We start from the raw sequence: 16,591 nt of genomic DNA, 5'->3' as shown, positions 1-16,591 counted from the left end.
TCAATCCGACGCCGAGCCGATGAGGTCCGTGCGGCCCGCCCAGTAGGCGTCCAACGGGACGAGGCGGTAGTCCAGGCACTCGGCGAGGCCGTGGCCGCTGACGCGGACCCGGCAGCCGCCGCGCTCCAGCGGCAGCCCGGTCAGCACCAGCGCCCACTCCCACTCGCCGTGCTCGTCGTGCCTGCCGCCCAGCGCGGTCGCCGGGAACGGGGCCTCCTCCACGTGCGCGGTCAGCTCGCCCGCCACGTGGACCGGCGTCGAGCACTGGGCGATCTCGACCAGCAGGCGGGCGGCGGGCGCCGGGTGCAGGACGGTGACGAGGTGCAGGAGGTGGCTGCCCAGGTCCGGGGCGGGTTCGGCGAGGCGGTGGGTCCGGTGCTCCAGCACCGCCCGTCGAGCGTCGTCCGGAGCGTCGACCGGTTCGAGGGTCAGGCGCATGTAAACCGTTTACCACTCCTGGCGGCGGACTGCCGGGAAGACGACACCGCGTCACCCGTACGCCTTAGGATGTGCGGGCTAGTCCCCATCCCTGCGAGGAGTGACCCCCGACATGGGCGAGGCGCAGTCCCCCGGTCGCAGTAGCGAGCCGGGAGAGAGTCCCGGCTGCCATACCAGCCCGGAAGCCGAGCGTGGTGCTCGGTGACCGGAGTCCTGCTCAGCGTGCTCGGCCTGCTGGCGGTGACCGTCCTCACCGCGGGCACGGCGCTGTTCGTCGCCGCCGAGTTCTCGCTGACCACACTGGAGCGCTCGCAGGTCGACCAGCACGCCGCCGTCGTGGGCGACCGGCGGGCGCTGGCGATCCACAAGGCGCACCGCACGCTGTCCTTCCAGCTCTCCGGCGCGCAGCTGGGGATCACGATCACCACGCTGGTGACCGGCTACATCGCCGAGCCCGCGATCGCCGAGTTGATCGAGCCGCTGTTCACCGCGGTGGGCCTGGCCGAGTCGGTGGCGAGCCCGGTGGCGCTGATCGTGGCGCTGACGCTGGCGACGTCGCTGTCGATGGTCTTCGGCGAACTGGTGCCGAAGAACCTGGCGATCGCCCGCCCGCTGCCGACCGCGCGGGCGGTCACCATCCCGCAGATGGCGTTCACCGCGGTGTTCCGGCCGCTGATCCACGTCCTCAACAGCGCCGCCAACTGGACGGTGCGCAGGCTCGGCGTCGAGCCGCAGGAGGAACTGCGCTCGGCGCGCTCGGCGCAGGAGCTGGGCGGCCTCGTCCGCTCCAGCGCCGCGCTCGGCACCCTCGACACCGAGACCGCGGCGCTGCTGAGCCGGTCGCTGGACTTCGGCGACCGGGTGGCGGGCGAGCTGATGACGCCGAGGGTGCGGGTGCGGGCGCTGCGCGCCGACGCCTCGGTGCCCGAGCTGATCGAGCTCTCCCGCGCCTCCGGGCACTCCCGCTTCCCGGTGCACGGCGGCGACCTGGACGAGGTTCGCGGCATCGTGCACGTCAAGCAGGTGTTCGCCGTGCCCGCCGGGCAGCGGGCCACCACCAGGGTCGGGTCGCTGGCGCGGCCGGTGCTGACCGTGCCGGAGACCCTCGACGGCGACGCGCTGATGGAGCGGCTGCGCGGCACCGGGCTGCAGGTGGCGATCGTCGTCGACGAGTACGGCGGCACCGCGGGCCTGGTGACGCTGGAGGACCTGGTCGAGGAGATCGTCGGCGACGTGCGCGACGAGCACGACCGCGGCGAGGTCGCGCCGGTGCGCAGGCTGGGCCGGGAGAGCTGGCTGGTCTCGGGCCTGCTGCGCGACGACGAGCTGGCCGAGGCGACCGGTTTCGCGATGCCCGAGGGCGAGTACGAGACGGTCGCGGGCATGGTGGTCACCCGCCTCGGCCGCATCCCCGCGGTCAACGACGAGGTCAGCGTCGACGGCTGGCTGGTCACGGTGCTGCGCATGGACCGCCACCGCGTCGCCGAGCTGCGCCTGGCCAAGGCGGTGCAGGCGTGACCGACGTCCTGGCCCTCGCCGCGACCCTGCTCCTGCTGCTGGGCAACGGCTTCTTCGTCGGCGCCGAGTTCGCCATCATCACCGCCCGCCACGACCGGCTGGCGGCGCTGGCCCGCGACGGCCACCGCAGGGCGGCGTCGGTCATCGAGGCGGGCAAGCGGCTGCCGCTGCTGATCGCGGGCGCGCAGCTGGGCATCACGGTCTGCTCGCTGGGCCTGGGCGCGCTGTCCGAGCCGGTGATCGCACACCTGCTGGAGGGCCCGCTGGGCGCGCTCGGCATGCCCACGGCCGTCGTGCACGGCGTCGCGTTCGCGGTGGCGCTGGGCATCGTCGTCACCCTGCACACGGTGATCGGCGAGATGGTGCCGAAGAACCTGGCCATCGCCGGCCCGGAACGCGCGGCGATGGCGATGGTGCCCGCGCACTACGCGTTCTGCCGCATGGTGGGCCCGCTGCTGGCGCTGTTCACCGCGATCTCCACCTGGCTGCTGCGCCGGGGCGGCGTGGAGCCCAAGGACGAGGTCGAGAACGCCTACACCCACGAGGAACTGGCGACCCTCATCGCCGAGTCCCGCCGCGAGGGCCTGCTGGACGACTCCGAGCACCGCAGGCTCACCCAGACCCTGTCCTCGGCGCGGCGCACGGTGGCCGAGGTGATGGTCCCGACGGGGCGGTTGACGATGGTTCCGCACCCGGCGACCGTCGGCGACATCGCCGCCGCGGTCGCCGAGACCGGCTTCTCCCGGTTCCCGGTGCGGCGCGCGGACGGTTCCCTTGATGGGTACGTGCACGTCAAGGATGTGCTGGACCACGTTGACGCGGACCCCGCCACCGAGGTGCGGGTGCGTGATCTGCCTGAAGTCGCCTCCGGCGCCCGGTTGGAGGACGCGCTGGCGGTGTTGCGGCGCGCGCACAGCCATGTGGGGAAGGTGGTCGGCGAGCGGGGGGTCGTGGGGGTGGTGGCGTTGGAGGACCTGGTTGAGGAGTACGTCGGGCGGGTGCGGGACGGGACGCATGTCCGCGGTGACTGAGGTGCTGGGCGAGGAGGTCTGGCACGCGCGGCGGGACGCCCACGTGGCGTTCGTGCGGCGGTGGACCGAGCCGCACGTGCGGCGGCGGCGGCTCGGGGAGAAGCACCCCGTGCTGGACTTCCTGTTCACCTACTACTCGCACCGGCCCGCGCGGCTGGAGCGGTGGCACCCCGGGCCGGGGGTGGTGCTGGCCGGGGAGTCGGCGCGGGAGTACCTGGGCTGGTCGGGGTACGTGGCGGTGGACGGCGGGGTGGCGGTGTCGCCGGCGGTGCCGGACGGGCGGCTGCGCACGGCCGCGTTCGTCCGCTCCCTGCTGTCGGCCACGCTGTCCCGACCGCCTCGGCTGAGCTGCTTCGGCCTGCACGAGTGGGCGATGGTGTACCGCGACCGGGAGACCAGGCACGCCCTGCCGCTGCGACTGGGTCCGGAAGGGACGGACGCCGTGGTGGAGTCCCGACCGATCCAGTGCGGCCACTTCGACGCGTTCCGGTTCTTCACGGCGGACGCGGTTCCGCTGAACACGCTCTCGCCCACGCGTGAGTCCCAGGTGGAGGTTGAGCAGCCGGGGTGCCTGCACGCGAACATGGATCTGTTCAAGTGGGCCTACAAGTTGGAGCCGTACACACCCTCGGAGCTGACCGCCGAGTGCTTCGCCTTGGCCGCCGACGTGCGGGAGCTGGACATGCGGGCGAGTCCGTACGACCTGGCGGGGCTGGGGTACTCGCCGGTGCGGATCGAGACCGAGCGGGGACGGGCGGACTACGTGCGGGCCCAGGCCGGGTTCGCCCGGCGGGCCGAGCCGCTGCGGCGGGGGATCATCGCGCTGTGCGACTCGTTGCTCGCCGCGGGCTCGTAGACTGCGGTCATGATCCGAGCGGTTGTGCTGCTGGTCTTGGCCTTGAGCGCGTGCACGGTGCCGGGAGAGCCCGTCCCGGGGAGTGGGCCGGTGACCGCTCGGGTGGATGTGCAGTTCCGGCCGGTGGAGGAGGTTGTTCCCGGCGGACGGGCGTCACCGCCGGATGTGCTGGTGGACGGGGATGGGGTCGCTTACCGGCTCGCGGCGGGGATCGGGGATTTCACCCGGTTCGACGATGTCCGGGCGGAGGTGGACCCGCAGGGGACGTGGGTCGTCACGATCGATCTGACCGCCGAGGACGCGGCGGTGTTCGAGCGGTGGACGGCCGAGAACACCGGGTCGCAACTGGCGATCGTGGTCGACGGCGAGGTGGTGACCGCGCCCGTCATCCAGTCGGCCATCACCGGCGGGACCGTGCAGATCGCGGGCAACCACACCCGCGAAGAAGCCGAGGAGCTGGCCGAGGCGATCGCCGGCGGGTGAGGTGCGAGCACGGGAGCGGTGGTGACGGCGCGAGCTGCCACCACCGTCCCCTGTCTAGATGAACGTGTCCGGGTTGGGGCCGGTGCGCTTGCCGTTCTCCAGAGTGGACAGCTGGGTGATGTCGTCGTCGGACAGGGTGAAGTCGGTGACGGCGAAGTTGGACCTGATGCGGTCCGGGGTCACCGACTTGGGGATGACGATGGCGCCCAGCTGCAGGTGCCAGCGCAGGATCACCTGGGCGGGGGTGCGCTCCAGGCGGGTGGCGATCTCGGCCACGGCGGGGTTGGTGAGCAGGCCGCCGCTGGCCAGGGGGGACCAGGCTTGGGTGGCGATGTCGTGGGTGGCGTTGAAGGCGCGCAGGTCCGACTGGGGCAGGTTGGGGTGCAGTTCGATCTGGTTGACCGCCGGGACGACGTCGGTTTCGGCGAGGAGGTGTTCCAGGTGGGACTGGTGGAAGTTGGAGACGCCGATCGAGCGGGCTCGGCCGTCGGCGCGGAGTTTCTCGAAAGCGCGCCAGGTGTCGACGTACAGGGCGCGCTTCGGGGTGGGCCAGTGGATCAGGTACAGGTCGACGTAGTCCATGCCCAGGCGGTCGAGGCTGGCGTCGAAGGCGCGCAGGGTGGTGTCGTAGCCCTGGTCGCTGTTCCACAGCTTGGTGGTGACGTGGACGTCGGCGCGGGGGATGCCGGACTCGGCGATGGCGCGGCCGGTGCCCACCTCGTTCTGGTACGCCGCCGCCGTGTCGATGGCGCGGTAGCCCGCCTCCAGGGCGGTGCCGACGGCGGCGCCGACCTCCGCGTCCGGGATCTGCCAGGTGCCGAAGCCCAGTTGGGGGATGGTGCTGCCGTCGTTGAGGGTGACGTTCGGAACAGGCATGGTCGTCCTTCGCGGGGTGGGTGGCCTTCCGTCTTCGGGTACCAACAGGGGCAGGCGGCGAAACGTTCCCCACGAAGGCGGGATTGCGCCGCGCACCGGCCGTCCGATACGGTTCCGGCCATGACTGCCGGGTTGGCCTGTGGCCGCGCACGGAACGGTTTCCCGGCCCTGACGTGATCAGGGCCCCTCCCGCCCACGGTGAGTGTCGTCATCGGACACCACGGGGAAGGGAGGTGAAACACATGATCCCCCACGAAGGCGATGTCTTCGTCGGCACCGCCGTCCAGGTGGAGCCGTTCGGCACCTTCATCGAGCACCCGCAGGGCGCGCACGGTCTGCTGCACGGCGAGACCGTCGAGGTCGGCGCGCGGGTCGAGGTGCGGGTGCTGCACTCCGACGCGGAGACTCGGCGCTTCAGCCTGACCACGGTGTGAGAGGACCCGGGTCTCCGGCAGCCGTACACTGCCGGAGGCCCGGGCTCGTCCAACCCTAGGCGCAGAACGGTTTCCCGGCTAGGCGAGGCCGTCGGAGATGGCCTCGACGAGCGGCTCGATCGCGGCCAGCCCCGCCATCGTGCGCGCCAGCTCCGACAGGCGCGGGCCCAGCTCGGACCACAGTTCGCCGACCTCGGCGTGGTCGTCGTCGTCGGCGGCGTCGGCGAGGCTGTCCAGGGCCAGGCCGACCATGCGCCTGCCGGGCACCGACCCGGGGTGCGCGTCGAGCAGGGCTTTGATCTTCCTCGCCGACGCGCCGATGTCCGGACCGCTGCGGGCACGACCACCTGAGACGTCGCCGTGGACGGTGATCCTCCCGCCCGCCATCAGCACGGGCCCGTGGATCGAGCCCGGCGTCGAGAGCTGGTTGTGCACGCGTTTGCCCATGGTCGCGGTCCTCTCACCGGGCGGGGTGCTCTGCTCGCGGACCGCGACCGTAGCGCGGGATCACACTGTTGATCACCGACGACGGCGATCTGTCACCTCTTTGTCCTAATCCGGGTCAGCGCTCCCGGCTCACGCGTAGGCGTCGAGCGGGGGGCAGGAGCAGACCAGGTTGCGGTCTCCCTTGGCCCCATCGATGCGGCGCACCGGGACCCACACCTTGCCCGCCGACGAGCCGGTCGGGAAGGCCGCCTCCTCGCGGGTGTAGACGTGCTCCCACTTGGCCGCGATGCACGCCGCGGTGTGCGGGGCGTTGACCAGCGGGTTGTCGTCCTTGGGCCAGACCCCGGCCGCGACCTTGTCCACTTCGGACTTGATGGAGATCATCGCGGCGCAGAAGCGGTCCAGCTCGGCCAGGTCCTCGCTCTCGGTGGGCTCGACCATCAGCGTGCCCGCGACCGGGAAGCTCATCGTGGGCGCGTGGATGCCGTAGTCGGCCAGCCGCTTGGCGACGTCGTCCACGGTGATGCCGGTGGCCTTCGTCATCGGGCGCAGGTCGAGGATGCACTCGTGGGCGACGAAGCCGCCCTCGCCGGTGTAGAGCACCGGGAAGTGCTCGTCCAGCCTGCGGGCGACGTAGTTGGCCGCGGCGACCGCGGTCATGGTGGCCCGCTTGAGGCCCTCCGGGCCCATCATCCGCACGTACGCCCAGGAGATCGGCAGGATCGACGCGCTGCCCCACGGGGCGGCGCTGATCGGGCCGACACCGGTCTCCGGGCCCGCGGTGGGCTGCAGCGGGTGGTTGGGCAGGAACGGCGCCAGGTGCGCGCGGACACCGATCGGGCCGACGCCGGGGCCGCCGCCGCCGTGCGGGATGCAGAAGGTCTTGTGCAGGTTCAGGTGCGAGACATCCGAGCCGAACTTGCCGTAGCGGGCCAGGCCGATCAGCGCGTTGAGGTTGGCGCCGTCGACGTAGACCTGGCCGCCCGCGTCGTGCACCAGCCCGCACACCTCGCGGACGGTGTCCTCGTACACCCCGTGCGTCGACGGATAGGTGATCATGATGGCCGCGAGGTCGTCGCGGTGGGCCTCGACTGTGGACCGCAGGTGGGCCATGTCGATGTTGCCCCGGTCGTCGCACTTGACCACGACGACCCGCATGCCCGCCATCACCGCGCTGGCGGCGTTGGTCCCGTGCGCGCTCGACGGGATCAGGCAGACGTCGCGCTCGCCGTGGCCCTGCGAGCGGTGGTAGGCGCGGATCGCCAGCAGCCCGGCGAACTCGCCCTGGCTGCCCGCGTTCGGCTGGATGCTGACCGCGTCGTAGCCGGTGACGGTCGCCAGCCAGTCCTCCAGGTCGTGGATGACGCGCAGCATCCCGGGCGCGTCCGCCACGGGCGCGAACGGGTGCAGCTCGGCGAAGCCCGGCCAGGTGATGGGCTCCATCTCGGCGGTCGCGTTGAGCTTCATCGTGCAGGAGCCCAGCGGGATCATGCTGCGGTCCAGCGCGACGTCCTTGTCCGACAGCGCGCGCAGGTAGCGCATCAGCGCCGTCTCCGAGCGGTGCGCGGTGAACACGGGGTGGGTCAGGTAGGCGCTGGTGCGCACCAGGGACGCGGGAACGGCGTCGCCGGTGGCGGTGTCCAGGGCGGTGACGTCGTAGCCCTCGGCGTCGAGCCCGAAGGCCGCCCACACCGCGCGCAGGTGGGCGATGGTGGTGGTCTCGCCCGCGGCGATGCCGACGTGGTCGGCGTCGACCAGGCGCAGGTTGACCTCCAGCTCGCGGGCGCGGGCCACCACGTCGGCGGCGCGGCCGGGGACGCGGGCGGTCACGGTGTCGAAGAAGCGCTCGTGCACGACCTCGACGTCACCGGCGCGCAGCCCGCCCGCCAGCACCGCGGCCATGCGGTGCACGCGGGTCGCGATGCCCTTGAGGCCCTCGGGGCCGTGGTAGACGGCGTACATGGAGGCGACGACGGCCAGCAGCACCTGCGCGGTGCAGATGTTGGAGGTGGCCTTCTCGCGGCGGATGTGCTGCTCGCGGGTCTGCAGCGCGAGGCGGTAGGCCAGGTTGCCGTCGGCGTCGGTGGACACCCCGACGAGGCGGCCGGGCAGCTGGCGCTCCAGCCCGGCGGCGACGGCCATGTAGCCGGCGTGCGGGCCGCCGAAGCCCATCGGCACGCCGAAGCGCTGGGTGGTGCCGACGACGACGTCCGCACCGATCTCGCCCGGCGGGCGCAGCAGCGTCAGGGCGAGCAGGTCGGCGGTGACGGCGACCTTCGCGCCGCGGGACTTGGCCTCGGCGATCAGCGGCTCGTGGTCGACCACCGCGCCGGACGCGCCGGGGTAGGACAGCAGGACGCCGAAGAACTCGCCGTCCGGCAGGCCGTCGGTCAGGTCGGCGACGACGAGGTCGATGCCCAGCGGCTCGGCGCGGGTGGCGATGACCGCGAGCGTCTGCGGGAAGGTGTCGGCGTCCACGACGAACCGGTTCGACGTGGACCGCCCGCCGCGGCGCAGCAGCGTCATCGCCTCGGCGGCGGCGGTGGCTTCGTCCAGCATGGACGCGTTGGCCGTCGGCAGGCCGACCAGCTCGGCGACCATGGTCTGGAAGTTGATGAGCGCTTCGAGGCGGCCCTGGCTGATCTCGGGCTGGTACGGCGTGTAGGCGGTGTACCAGGCCGGGCTCTCCAGCACGTTGCGGCGGATGACCGGCGGGGTGACGGTGCCGTAGTAGCCGAGCCCGATCATCGGCGCGAGCGAGCGGTTGCTCTCGGCGAGGGCGCGCAGCTCGGCGAGCGCCTCGGTCTCGGTGGCCGGGTCGGGCAGGTCCAGGCGCAGGCCGTCCTCGCGGATGGCGGCCGGGATGGCGCGGGCGGCCAGTTCGTCCAGCGACCCGACGCCGACGGTGTCGAGGATGCGGACGAGCTCGGCGGGCCGGGGGCCGATGTGCCGGTCGGCGAACGGGGTCCCGCGCTCCAGCGCGGCGAGGGGGATGCGGTCGCTCGTCATGGCGTGCTCCTCAGGGACAGTCCGGGGCGGGCCTGCTGGACGGGGCTCGTCCAGCGTTGGCCCTCCCCCTCTGTCCGTGCCCGTGCGGGCGCCTGAGAGCTTCGTCCGCCGCGGCGGACTTGCACCTTCGGCGGGGCGGACCGGGGGTGCCCGGCTGCCCGCTTTCCAGAGGTGTCTCCCCCGCGCGGTCCTGGGTGCCTGAGAGGTTCCGGGGAGGATTTGCTCCTTCGGCGCCGACCTGACCTGGTTGGGCCGGTCGGACTCTCCCGCGCGGGATTAAGCGACAGGACGAGTCTAGCCCCTCACGTCTGGCCTGCAAGCCCAGCTTATTCGGTGTTTGGGGACACAGTCCCGTTCCAGGATGCGCCGTCGATCAGCGCTTCGAGGTCAGAGTGGACCTTCAGCCCGCCGTGCGGGCCTTGCGGCGGGCGGTCAGCTCGTCGTCGGAGATGGGCGCGCCGTCGGCGCGCTCGGCGGGGAACTCGTGGATCGTGCCGGTGATCTCCCGGATGGCCCCGCTGACGGCGATGCCGAACACGCCCTGCCCGCCCTGCAGCAGGTCGACCACCTCTTCCGGCGAGGTGCACTCGTAGACGGTGGTGCCGTCGGAGAACAGGGTGATCCTGGCGAGGTCGCGCACGCCGCGCTTGCGCAGGTGGTCGACGGCGACGCGGATGTTCTGCAGGGACACGCCGGTGTCCAGCAGCCGCTTGACGACCTTGAGGACCAGCACGTCCTTGAACGAGTACAGCCGCTGCGAGCCCGACCCGTGGGCGCTGCGGATGGTGGGGACGACCAGGTCAGTCCTGGCCCAGTAGTCGAGCTGGCGGTAGGTGATGCCGGCGATCTGGCAGGCCGCCGGGCCCCGGTAGCCGACGAGCTCGTCGGGCAGCGAGGCGTCTGGGAAGAGTTCGCCCTGCTCCGCACCGCCCCGACCAGCGCCGTCGTCGGCATGTTCCCCCAAGGCGGAACGGTGCTCCAACACGCCTGCCTCCCTTCGACCGGTCGGGCGACCGGCGAACGAGACCGCCCGTTCCGCTCGGTCGGAACGCCTCGGCCGCGCCAACCGCGCCGGTGGGCTCGCCTACCGGCGCGATTCGGCTCGTCTCCGACGGTAAATCGCCCTCGCCCGGGGGTCAACGCGACGCGCGGGACACACCCGAACCGCAAGCTCGGAGAGCCTTGTCGGAGAGCGGTGGTGGCAGCCGCGGACCTACGTGTCCGCGCCGCGGAAGTCTTCTGGGGAGATCGAGTCGAGGAACTCGCGGAACTTCTCGACCTCGTCCTCCTGCTCGTCCGGGATGACCAGGCCGGCTTCCTGCAGGACCGAGTCCTCGGCGTGGATCGGCACGCCGACCCGCAGCGCCAGGGCCACGGAGTCGCTGGGCCTGGCCGAGACGCGGATGTCGCCGTCGAAGACCAGCTCCGCGTAGAAGGTGCCCTCGCGCAGGTCGGTGATCACGACCTGCTCCAGCTCGCGGCCCAGGGCGCCGATGACGTCCTTGAGCAGATCGTGGGTCAGCGGCCGGGCGGGCCGCACGCCCTGCTGCTCCAGCGCGATCGCGGTGGCCTCCACCGACCCGATCCAGATGGGCAGGTAGCGGTCGCCTTCGGTCTCGCGCAGCAACAGGATCGGCTGGTTCGCGGGTAGCTCCACCCGCACGCCCACCACGCGCATCTCGCTGCTCATCGGGGTCGCCTCCCTCCGCTCGCTGGGGCTCCGGCGTCCCGTATCACCGAGCATCGCTTATCGCCTGGCCCTGACGCTACCCGCCATGCGTGCCCGACGCCCGACATTGACCGGGACATGAGATCACACCGCGACGCGGGAAAGATCACCCGCCCGCCACTCGCCGCAGCCCTTCGGTGACCAACAGCGTATGCAGGCCCACCGACAGTCCGGCGAGATCACGCACCTGCTCGGCGCCCCTGGACCGGTCGCGCTGGCGCATGAGCGGGGCGGCGACCTGTTCGAGCAGGGCCAGCTCGCGGTCCGCCGCCGCGCGGAAGATCCGCAGGTGGCGGGGCTCAAGGCCGTATTCACCGAGCGCGGCGGCGATCCGCACCACCTTGACGCCGTCGTCGTCGTAGCGGCCGGCGGCGTCGGCGCGCAGCAGACCGTGGTGCTCCAGTTCGGCGATCAGGCCGGTCTGCGCCCCGGTGCGCGCGAGCAGCTCCTCGCGGCCCAGCGCGCCGTCGGGGGCCGCCAGCGCGACCGAGGAGAGTTCCTCGGGCTGCGCGGGAACGGCGACCGGCACCGCGCCCGCGTCCAAGCGCTCGCGGATGACCTTCAGCGGGAGGTAGTGGTCGCGTTGGGCGGCCAGCACGAAGCGCAGCCGCTCGACGTCGGATTCGGAGAAGCGGCGGTAGCCCGCTGCCGAGCGGTCGGGGCTGACCAGGCCCTCGGCCTCCAGGAACCGGATCTTGGAGATGGTGACGTCGGGGAACTCCGGGCGCAGCCGGGCCAGCACCGCGCCGATGGTGCTGCTGTCGGCGCCGTGCCCGGCCGCGTCGTTTACCTGGTCGGCGGCCGCCTCGGCGCCGCGCTCCCGCGCCGTCGGTTGCCCGACCGCCGTCATCCCCGCTACGCGCCCGCGCTCGGCCCGGTCAGGAACACCAGGCGGAACTTGCCGATCTGCACCTCGTCGCCACCGGCCAGCACGGCCTGGTCGACCGGCTCGCGGTTGACGTAGGTGCCGTTGAGGCTGCCGACGTCGATCACCACGAACTCCCCGCCCTCGCGGCGGAACTCCGCGTGGCGGCGGGAGACGGTGACGTCGTCGAGGAAGATGTCGCTGTCGGGGTGGCGGCCCGCGCTGGTGGTGTTCTGGTCCAGCAGGAACCGGGAGCCCGCGTTCGGACCGCGCTTGACCACCAGCAGCGCCGTGCCGTGCGGCAGGGCGTCGACCCCGGCCACGGCGGGCTCGGGCGCAGGAGGCGCGGCCTGGCCGCCCTCGGTGAGGAAGTCGGCCCGGAAGACCGAGGTCCGCTCGGGAGACTGCTCCGGCGGGATTCCGGGCCCGTCGTTGGTGCTCACGTGAGCTCTCCTCCTGCTGGGTCGATCCGGTTGAACAGTGCCAACGTACCGTGCGCGATCAGTCGTGGTGAGGGTGGCTCCCCCGTGGGCGCCCGGTCGGGGGAAGATCGTCGGCGCCGCGCAGCGCGAGGCGGGTCTGGACGATATAGAGCAGGCCGGACCAGAGGAAGAGCAGCCCGCCCCAGATCGCCATGGCGTAGGCGAACGGTCGCACGGTCTCGGCGAACGTCGATCCGCCCTGGGCCAACAGGAGCAGCGGGAAGGCGTACATCAGGTTGAACGTGGCCGCCTTGCCGATGTAGGTGACCTCGGGCGGACCGAAGCCGTTGCGGCGCAGCAGCGCGATGCAGACGGCCACGAGCAGGTCGCGGGCCACCAGGGCGGCCGCGACCCACCACGGCACGATGTCGCGCACGACGAAGGCGATGATCGTGGCGAAGGTGTAGAGCCGGTCGGCGGCCGGGTCGAGCAGCATGCCCAGCCGCGAGGTCTGGTTGAGCCAGCGGGCGATCTTGCCGTCCAGCCAGTCGGTGATGCCGCTGAAGACCAGGATCGCCAGCGCCCAGCCGTCGGCCTTGGGCACCAGGAGCAGGTAGAGGAACACCGGCACGCCCAGCAGCCGCAGGATGCTCAGGGCGTTCGGAATTGTCCAGATCTTGTCCGCCGGTTCCGTCTCCACGCGCCGGAGCGTATTTAGGCGCGTGAGAACACCTCGACGAGGGTCCTGCAGAACGCGGGCAGGTCGTCCGGCTTGCGGCTGGAGACCAGCGTCCCGGCCTCGCCCTCGCACACCACGACCTCGGCGTCGACCCACTCGCCGCCCGCGTTGCGGATGTCGGTCTTCAGGCTCGGCCACGAGGTGATCTGGCGCCCGGTCAGCACCCCGGCCTCGATGAGGGTCCACGGGCCGTGGCAGATGACGGCGACCGGCTTGCCCTGCTGGAAGAACGACTTGGCGAAGCGGACCGCGCCCTCGTCGGTGCGCAGGAAGTCCGGGTTGGCGACGCCGCCAGGCAGGACGAGGGCGTCGAAGTCGTCGGCGGAGCAGTCGGCGGCCACGCGGTCGACGGCGAAGGTGTCGGCCTTGTCGAGGTGGTTGAAGGCCTGGACCGGGTCCTTGCCGGTGGACACCAGCGACGGTCGCCCGCCCGCCTCCTCGACCGCCTTCCACGGTTCGGTCAGTTCCACCTGCTCGGCGCCCTCGGGCGCGACCAGGAACGCGACCCTGCGGTCGTTCAGCATCGGAATGTCCTCCTGTCGTCTGAACGGTGTGCCGGAGGATGACCCGGATGCGGGCGCGGCGAAACATCCCGGCCCGTAGCGTCTGGCGCGTGGATCTCATCGATCGGCTGGTCTCGGCCGTGGGCGCCGAACATGTGCTGACCGGGCGCGACGTGGTGGCCGGGTACGAGGCGGACTGGACCGGGCGCCTGCGCGGCCGGGCGCTGGCGGTGGTCCGGCCGGGCAGCCGCGACGAGGTCGCCGCCGCGCTGGTGGCGTGCGCGGGGGCCGGGGTCCCGGTGGTGCCGCAGGGCGGCAACACCGGGTTGGTCGGCGGGGGTGTCCCGCGCGGCGGCGAGGTCGTGCTGAGCACGGTGCGGCTGGCCGCGCTCGACGCGGTGGACCGGACCTCGGGCCAGGTCACGGCCGGGGCCGGGGTGCGGCTGGCGGCGCTGCGGGCGCACGCGCGGGCGGCCGGGCTGGACTTCGGGGTGGATCTCGCCGCCCGGGACTCGGCGACGGTCGGCGGCATGGCGGCGACGAACGCGGGCGGTCTGCGGGTGGTGCGCTTCGGGCCGATGCGCGCCCAGGTGGTGGGCCTGGAGGCGGTGCTCGCCGACGGGCGCGCGGTCGGGTCGCTGGCCGGGCTGGAGAAGGACAGCACCGGCTACGACCTGGCGGGCGCGCTGGTCGGCAGCGAGGGGACCCTCGCGGTGGTGACGGCGGCGCGGCTGCGGCTGGTGCCCGCGTTGCCCGCGCGCGCGACCGCGGTGCTCGGCTTCGGCTCCACCGAGGCCGCGGTGGCGGCGGTCCCCGCGCTGCGCGGCCCGCTGCTGACCGCGGTGGAGGTGTGCTTCGACGACGGTGTCGCGCTGGTGTGCGCGCACCGCGGGCTGGCCGCGCCGTTCCGGCGGCCCTGCCCGGTGTACCTGCTGGTGGAGTACGCGGGCGAGCACGATCCGACCGACCAGCTCGGCGAGGCCGTCGCGGGCATCGCCGGGGTGCTGGACTCGGCGCTGGCCACCGACGAGGTCTCGCGCAGGCGGCTGTGGGCCTACCGGGAGGGCCACACCGAGGCGGTGGGCGCGCTCGGTGTGCCGCTCAAGCTGGACGTGGCCGTGCCCCCGGCGCGCGCGGCGGCGTTCGAGGCCGCGGTGCGCGCGGCCGTCGCCGAGGTCGCTCCCGGCGCGCGGCTGGTGCTGTTCGGCCACCTCGCCGAGGGCAACTTCCACGTCAACGTGGTCGGCGCGGGCGACGAGCACGCGCTGGCCGACGCCGTGCTGCGGGCCGTGGCCGCCGAGGGCGGGTCGATCTCGGCCGAGCACGGCGTCGGGGTGGCGAAAGCGCCCTGGCTGCACCTGACCCGCTCGGCCGCCGAGCGCGACCTCTACGCCGGGATCAAGCGCGCCTGGGACCCGGGCGGGGTGCTGAACCCGGGAGTGCTCATCCCCCGCTAGCGCCTCACTCGCCCGAGAAGCTGGGGGGGCGGCGCTCCAGGAAGGCCTGGACGGCCTCGCCGAGGTCCTTGGACGGCAGGAACGCGGAGTTCCAGGCGGCGACGTAGCGCAGGCCGTCGGCGACCTGCTGCTCGCGGACGTGGTTGAGCACGTCCTTGCTGCCCTGCACGACCAGCGGCGGGTTCGCGGCGATGTCGGCGGCCAGCTCGCGCGCGGCGGCGAGCACGGCGGCCTGGTCGGGAAGCACGTCGTTGACCAGGCCGATGCGCTCGGCGCGCTCGGCGGTGATGTCCTTGCCGGTGAAGGCCAGCTCGCGCAGGTGGCCCTCGCCGATGATCCCGGCGAGGCGCTGCAGGCTGCCGAGGTCGGCGACGATGGCGACCTTCACCTCGCGCAGGCTGAACGTGGCCTCGGCGGAGGCCAGCCGCACGTCGGCGGCGGCGATGACGTCGAGCCCGCCGCCGATGCACCAGCCCGACACCGCGGCGATGACCGGCTTGCGGCAGCGGGCGACCGCGCTGACGGCGCCCTGGAGCTTGCGGATCTCGTCCAGGAACCGGGTGCGCGGGCCCGCGAGCGAGTCCCCGCCGAGCATGCCGCCCCAGGACGGCATCATCGCGGGGAGGTCGAGGCCGTAGGAGAAGTGCGCGCCGCTGCCGGTGAGGACGACGGCCCGCACGTCGGGGTCGGCGTCGAGCGCGTCGAAGACCTCCGGCAGCTCGCGCCAGAAGTCCGGGCCCATCGCGTTGCCCTTGCCGGGGCCGAGCAGGGTGACCTCGGCGACGTGGTCGGCGCGATCGACCTTCAGCGAAACCAGGTTCATGGCCACAAGTATTACCCATGAGTAACTTGCTGTCATACCCGATCGTGTGGCCGCGATCGTTCTGTGCGCGTCGGCGCCGGCGGGTAGGTTCCGCTCGGACCCCGCTGTTCGACGAGGAGCACCACCGTGGCAAGTCAGATGTCGACCCCGATCTTCGATGAGCTGCTGCGCGAGATGGCGGCTTCCACCGAGCCGGCGCCGCAGCCGCAGAAGGCGGAGCCGCAGCCGAAGGCCGCCGAGGCCGCGGCGGGCCCGGGTGGACGCAGGCGCAAGGCGGAGTGACCGCCAAATAGTCATTTGACAGGCTGCCCTGGCCTTTGCAGACTGCGTGCATGAGCGAGGGGGGCACCACCGAAGGCGGCAACACCGAGAGCGAGACCGCCGCCGGGGACACCGCATTCGGGACCACCGCAGTCGAGACCACCGCAGTCGAGAACACCGCAGTCGAGACCACCGCGAGCCTGCACGACATGCGCGCGCTGGCGCACCCGCTGCGCATGCGCATCCTCACCCTGCTGACCGGCACCGCCATGAGCGCCGCCGAGGCCGCCCGCGAACTGGGCGGCAGCCAGGCCAACATCAGCTATCACGTGCGCAAGCTCTTCGACGCCGGGCTCCTGGAGATGGTCGAGGAGGTGCCGATCCGCGGCGGCGTCGCCAAGCGGTACCGGCACCGGCCCGCCCGGCCCGACCCCACCCCCGACCGCGCCCTGCTCACCGCCCTGACCAGGCGCAGCGCGCTGCGCGCCGCGCAGGGGGCCGCCGCCGACGCCGAGCTGTGGGTCGACCCCGACCTCTGGCAGCGGACCGTCGCCGAGGTCCGGGCGCTCAGCGACCGGCTGCACCGGGCGGCCCTGCCCCCGCACTCCCCCGGTACGGTCCGGGTCAGCACGACGATCTCGCTCTTCGAGATGGAACCGGGGGAAGCGCGTGGGGGACTTCGAGGCGACCGCGGCTGACG

General features: G+C 72.7%; 19 protein-coding genes and 2 riboswitches. Of the genes, 8 read left to right on the top strand and 11 right to left on the bottom strand.

Features of this window, described 5'->3' with window-relative positions:
* Positions 1-438, bottom strand: coding sequence for a hypothetical protein (locus ACFPM7_RS12710; RefSeq protein WP_378247368.1), 438 nt, complete (start codon positions 436-438; stop codon positions 1-3).
* Between the two features lie 201 nt (positions 439-639).
* Here ACFPM7_RS12710 and ACFPM7_RS12705 point away from each other — a divergent pair, with 201 nt between their 5' ends.
* Genes ACFPM7_RS12705 through ACFPM7_RS12690 form a run of 4 tightly spaced genes read left to right on the top strand, consistent with a single transcriptional unit; the run spans position 640 to position 4,326 of the window.
* Positions 640-1,956 carry a hemolysin family protein gene (locus ACFPM7_RS12705; protein ID WP_378247366.1) on the top strand — a complete coding sequence of 439 codons (1,317 nt, stop codon included), beginning with the start codon at positions 640-642 and terminating at the stop codon, positions 1,954-1,956.
* Positions 1,953-2,987, top strand: coding sequence for a hemolysin family protein (locus ACFPM7_RS12700; protein ID WP_378247364.1), 1,035 nt, complete (start codon positions 1,953-1,955; stop codon positions 2,985-2,987). Before ACFPM7_RS12705 ends, ACFPM7_RS12700 begins: the two co-directional genes overlap by 4 nt.
* Positions 2,971-3,843, top strand: coding sequence for a 3-methyladenine DNA glycosylase (locus tag ACFPM7_RS12695; protein WP_378247362.1), 873 nt, complete (start codon positions 2,971-2,973; stop codon positions 3,841-3,843). The genes ACFPM7_RS12700 and ACFPM7_RS12695 overlap by 17 nt, the downstream gene beginning before the upstream one ends.
* 9 nt (positions 3,844-3,852) lie before the next feature.
* Complete coding sequence (locus ACFPM7_RS12690) at positions 3,853-4,326, top strand: SecDF P1 head subdomain-containing protein (protein WP_378247360.1); 474 nt, start codon at positions 3,853-3,855, stop codon at positions 4,324-4,326.
* Positions 4,327-4,380: 54 nt separating this feature from the next.
* Here the strand turns inward: ACFPM7_RS12690 and ACFPM7_RS12685 are convergent, their stop codons facing one another.
* A complete protein-coding gene (locus tag ACFPM7_RS12685; RefSeq protein ID WP_378247358.1) occupies positions 4,381-5,202 on the bottom strand; it encodes an aldo/keto reductase in 822 nt (273 codons plus the stop codon).
* 242 nt (positions 5,203-5,444) lie between these two features.
* Here ACFPM7_RS12685 and ACFPM7_RS12680 point away from each other — a divergent pair, with 242 nt between their 5' ends.
* Positions 5,445-5,636, top strand: coding sequence for a S1 RNA-binding domain-containing protein (locus ACFPM7_RS12680; protein ID WP_378247356.1), 192 nt, complete (start codon positions 5,445-5,447; stop codon positions 5,634-5,636).
* 78 nt (positions 5,637-5,714) lie between these two features.
* Here the strand turns inward: ACFPM7_RS12680 and ACFPM7_RS12675 are convergent, their stop codons facing one another.
* From ACFPM7_RS12675 to ACFPM7_RS12640, 8 genes are all read right to left on the bottom strand, one after another.
* Positions 5,715-6,083 carry a hypothetical protein gene (locus tag ACFPM7_RS12675; RefSeq protein ID WP_378247354.1) on the bottom strand — a complete coding sequence of 123 codons (369 nt, stop codon included), beginning with the start codon at positions 6,081-6,083 and terminating at the stop codon, positions 5,715-5,717.
* Between the two features lie 129 nt (positions 6,084-6,212).
* On the bottom strand, positions 6,213-9,092 hold the full coding sequence (gene gcvP, locus ACFPM7_RS12670) for an aminomethyl-transferring glycine dehydrogenase (RefSeq protein ID WP_378247352.1): 2,880 nt from the start codon (positions 9,090-9,092) through the stop codon (positions 6,213-6,215).
* Positions 9,093-9,152: 60 nt separating this feature from the next.
* Positions 9,153-9,267: riboswitch (glycine riboswitch) on the bottom strand.
* Positions 9,268-9,371: riboswitch (glycine riboswitch) on the bottom strand.
* A gap of 121 nt (positions 9,372-9,492) precedes the next feature.
* On the bottom strand, positions 9,493-10,056 hold the full coding sequence (locus ACFPM7_RS12665; RefSeq protein ID WP_378247978.1) for a MerR family transcriptional regulator: 564 nt from the start codon (positions 10,054-10,056) through the stop codon (positions 9,493-9,495).
* Between the two features lie 249 nt (positions 10,057-10,305).
* On the bottom strand, positions 10,306-10,782 hold the full coding sequence (locus ACFPM7_RS12660; RefSeq protein WP_378247350.1) for a bifunctional nuclease family protein: 477 nt from the start codon (positions 10,780-10,782) through the stop codon (positions 10,306-10,308).
* A 145-nt stretch (positions 10,783-10,927) separates the two neighbouring features.
* Complete coding sequence (gene ftsR / locus ACFPM7_RS12655) at positions 10,928-11,671, bottom strand: transcriptional regulator FtsR (RefSeq protein WP_378247348.1); 744 nt, start codon at positions 11,669-11,671, stop codon at positions 10,928-10,930.
* Positions 11,672-11,676: 5 nt separating this feature from the next.
* The gene (garA, locus tag ACFPM7_RS12650) at positions 11,677-12,129 is read right to left on the bottom strand and encodes a glycogen accumulation regulator GarA (RefSeq protein WP_378247346.1); all 453 of its coding nucleotides are present in this window, start codon (positions 12,127-12,129) and stop codon (positions 11,677-11,679) included.
* Between the two features lie 58 nt (positions 12,130-12,187).
* Positions 12,188-12,808 carry a CDP-alcohol phosphatidyltransferase family protein gene (locus ACFPM7_RS12645; protein ID WP_378247344.1) on the bottom strand — a complete coding sequence of 207 codons (621 nt, stop codon included), beginning with the start codon at positions 12,806-12,808 and terminating at the stop codon, positions 12,188-12,190.
* Positions 12,809-12,822: 14 nt separating this feature from the next.
* Positions 12,823-13,371: a type 1 glutamine amidotransferase domain-containing protein gene (locus ACFPM7_RS12640; protein WP_378247342.1), complete on the bottom strand. Its 549-nt coding sequence runs from the start codon at positions 13,369-13,371 to the stop codon at positions 12,823-12,825.
* A gap of 89 nt (positions 13,372-13,460) precedes the next feature.
* Between ACFPM7_RS12640 and ACFPM7_RS12635 the strand changes: the two genes are divergently transcribed.
* Positions 13,461-14,807, top strand: coding sequence for an FAD-binding oxidoreductase (locus ACFPM7_RS12635; protein ID WP_378247340.1), 1,347 nt, complete (start codon positions 13,461-13,463; stop codon positions 14,805-14,807).
* Positions 14,808-14,811: 4 nt separating this feature from the next.
* Here the strand turns inward: ACFPM7_RS12635 and ACFPM7_RS12630 are convergent, their stop codons facing one another.
* Positions 14,812-15,630: a crotonase/enoyl-CoA hydratase family protein gene (locus tag ACFPM7_RS12630; protein ID WP_378247338.1), complete on the bottom strand. Its 819-nt coding sequence runs from the start codon at positions 15,628-15,630 to the stop codon at positions 14,812-14,814.
* Between the two features lie 126 nt (positions 15,631-15,756).
* On the opposite strand from ACFPM7_RS12630, the gene ACFPM7_RS12625 reads away from it, so the two are divergent.
* Positions 15,757-15,912, top strand: a complete 156-nt coding sequence (locus tag ACFPM7_RS12625) for a hypothetical protein (protein WP_378247336.1) — start codon at positions 15,757-15,759, stop codon at positions 15,910-15,912.
* Between the two features lie 50 nt (positions 15,913-15,962).
* Entirely contained in the window at positions 15,963-16,589 is a 627-nt protein-coding gene (locus tag ACFPM7_RS12620) for an ArsR/SmtB family transcription factor (RefSeq protein WP_378247334.1), read from the top strand.
* Positions 16,590-16,591: the final 2 nt, after the last annotated feature.

This window comes from Actinokineospora guangxiensis, assembly GCF_042657845.1.
In the GTDB taxonomy this organism is placed as follows: domain Bacteria; phylum Actinomycetota; class Actinomycetes; order Mycobacteriales; family Pseudonocardiaceae; genus Actinokineospora; species Actinokineospora guangxiensis.
The sequence above is the reverse complement of the archived record's forward strand: the minus strand, read 5'-3'. Positions and strand labels throughout refer to the sequence as shown.

Bases quoted from the DNA above. Each gene is read 5' to 3' on its own strand.
- ACFPM7_RS12710 (WP_378247368.1), bottom strand. From the start codon at position 438: ATGCGCCTGACCCTCGAACCGGTCGACGCTCCGGACGACGCTCGACGG.
- ACFPM7_RS12695 (WP_378247362.1), top strand. From the start codon at position 2,971: ATGTCCGCGGTGACTGAGGTGCTGGGCGAGGAGGTCTGGCACGCGCGG.
- ACFPM7_RS12690 (WP_378247360.1), top strand. From the start codon at position 3,853: ATGATCCGAGCGGTTGTGCTGCTGGTCTTGGCCTTGAGCGCGTGCACG.
- ACFPM7_RS12685 (WP_378247358.1), bottom strand. From the start codon at position 5,202: ATGCCTGTTCCGAACGTCACCCTCAACGACGGCAGCACCATCCCCCAA.
- ACFPM7_RS12680 (WP_378247356.1), top strand. From the start codon at position 5,445: ATGATCCCCCACGAAGGCGATGTCTTCGTCGGCACCGCCGTCCAGGTG.
- ACFPM7_RS12675 (WP_378247354.1), bottom strand. From the start codon at position 6,083: ATGGGCAAACGCGTGCACAACCAGCTCTCGACGCCGGGCTCGATCCAC.
- gcvP (WP_378247352.1), bottom strand. From the start codon at position 9,092: ATGACGAGCGACCGCATCCCCCTCGCCGCGCTGGAGCGCGGGACCCCG.
- ACFPM7_RS12660 (WP_378247350.1), bottom strand. From the start codon at position 10,782: ATGAGCAGCGAGATGCGCGTGGTGGGCGTGCGGGTGGAGCTACCCGCG.
- ftsR (WP_378247348.1), bottom strand. From the start codon at position 11,671: ATGACGGCGGTCGGGCAACCGACGGCGCGGGAGCGCGGCGCCGAGGCG.
- ACFPM7_RS12640 (WP_378247342.1), bottom strand. From the start codon at position 13,371: ATGCTGAACGACCGCAGGGTCGCGTTCCTGGTCGCGCCCGAGGGCGCC.
- ACFPM7_RS12630 (WP_378247338.1), bottom strand. From the start codon at position 15,630: ATGAACCTGGTTTCGCTGAAGGTCGATCGCGCCGACCACGTCGCCGAG.
- ACFPM7_RS12620 (WP_378247334.1), top strand. From the start codon at position 15,963: ATGAGCGAGGGGGGCACCACCGAAGGCGGCAACACCGAGAGCGAGACC.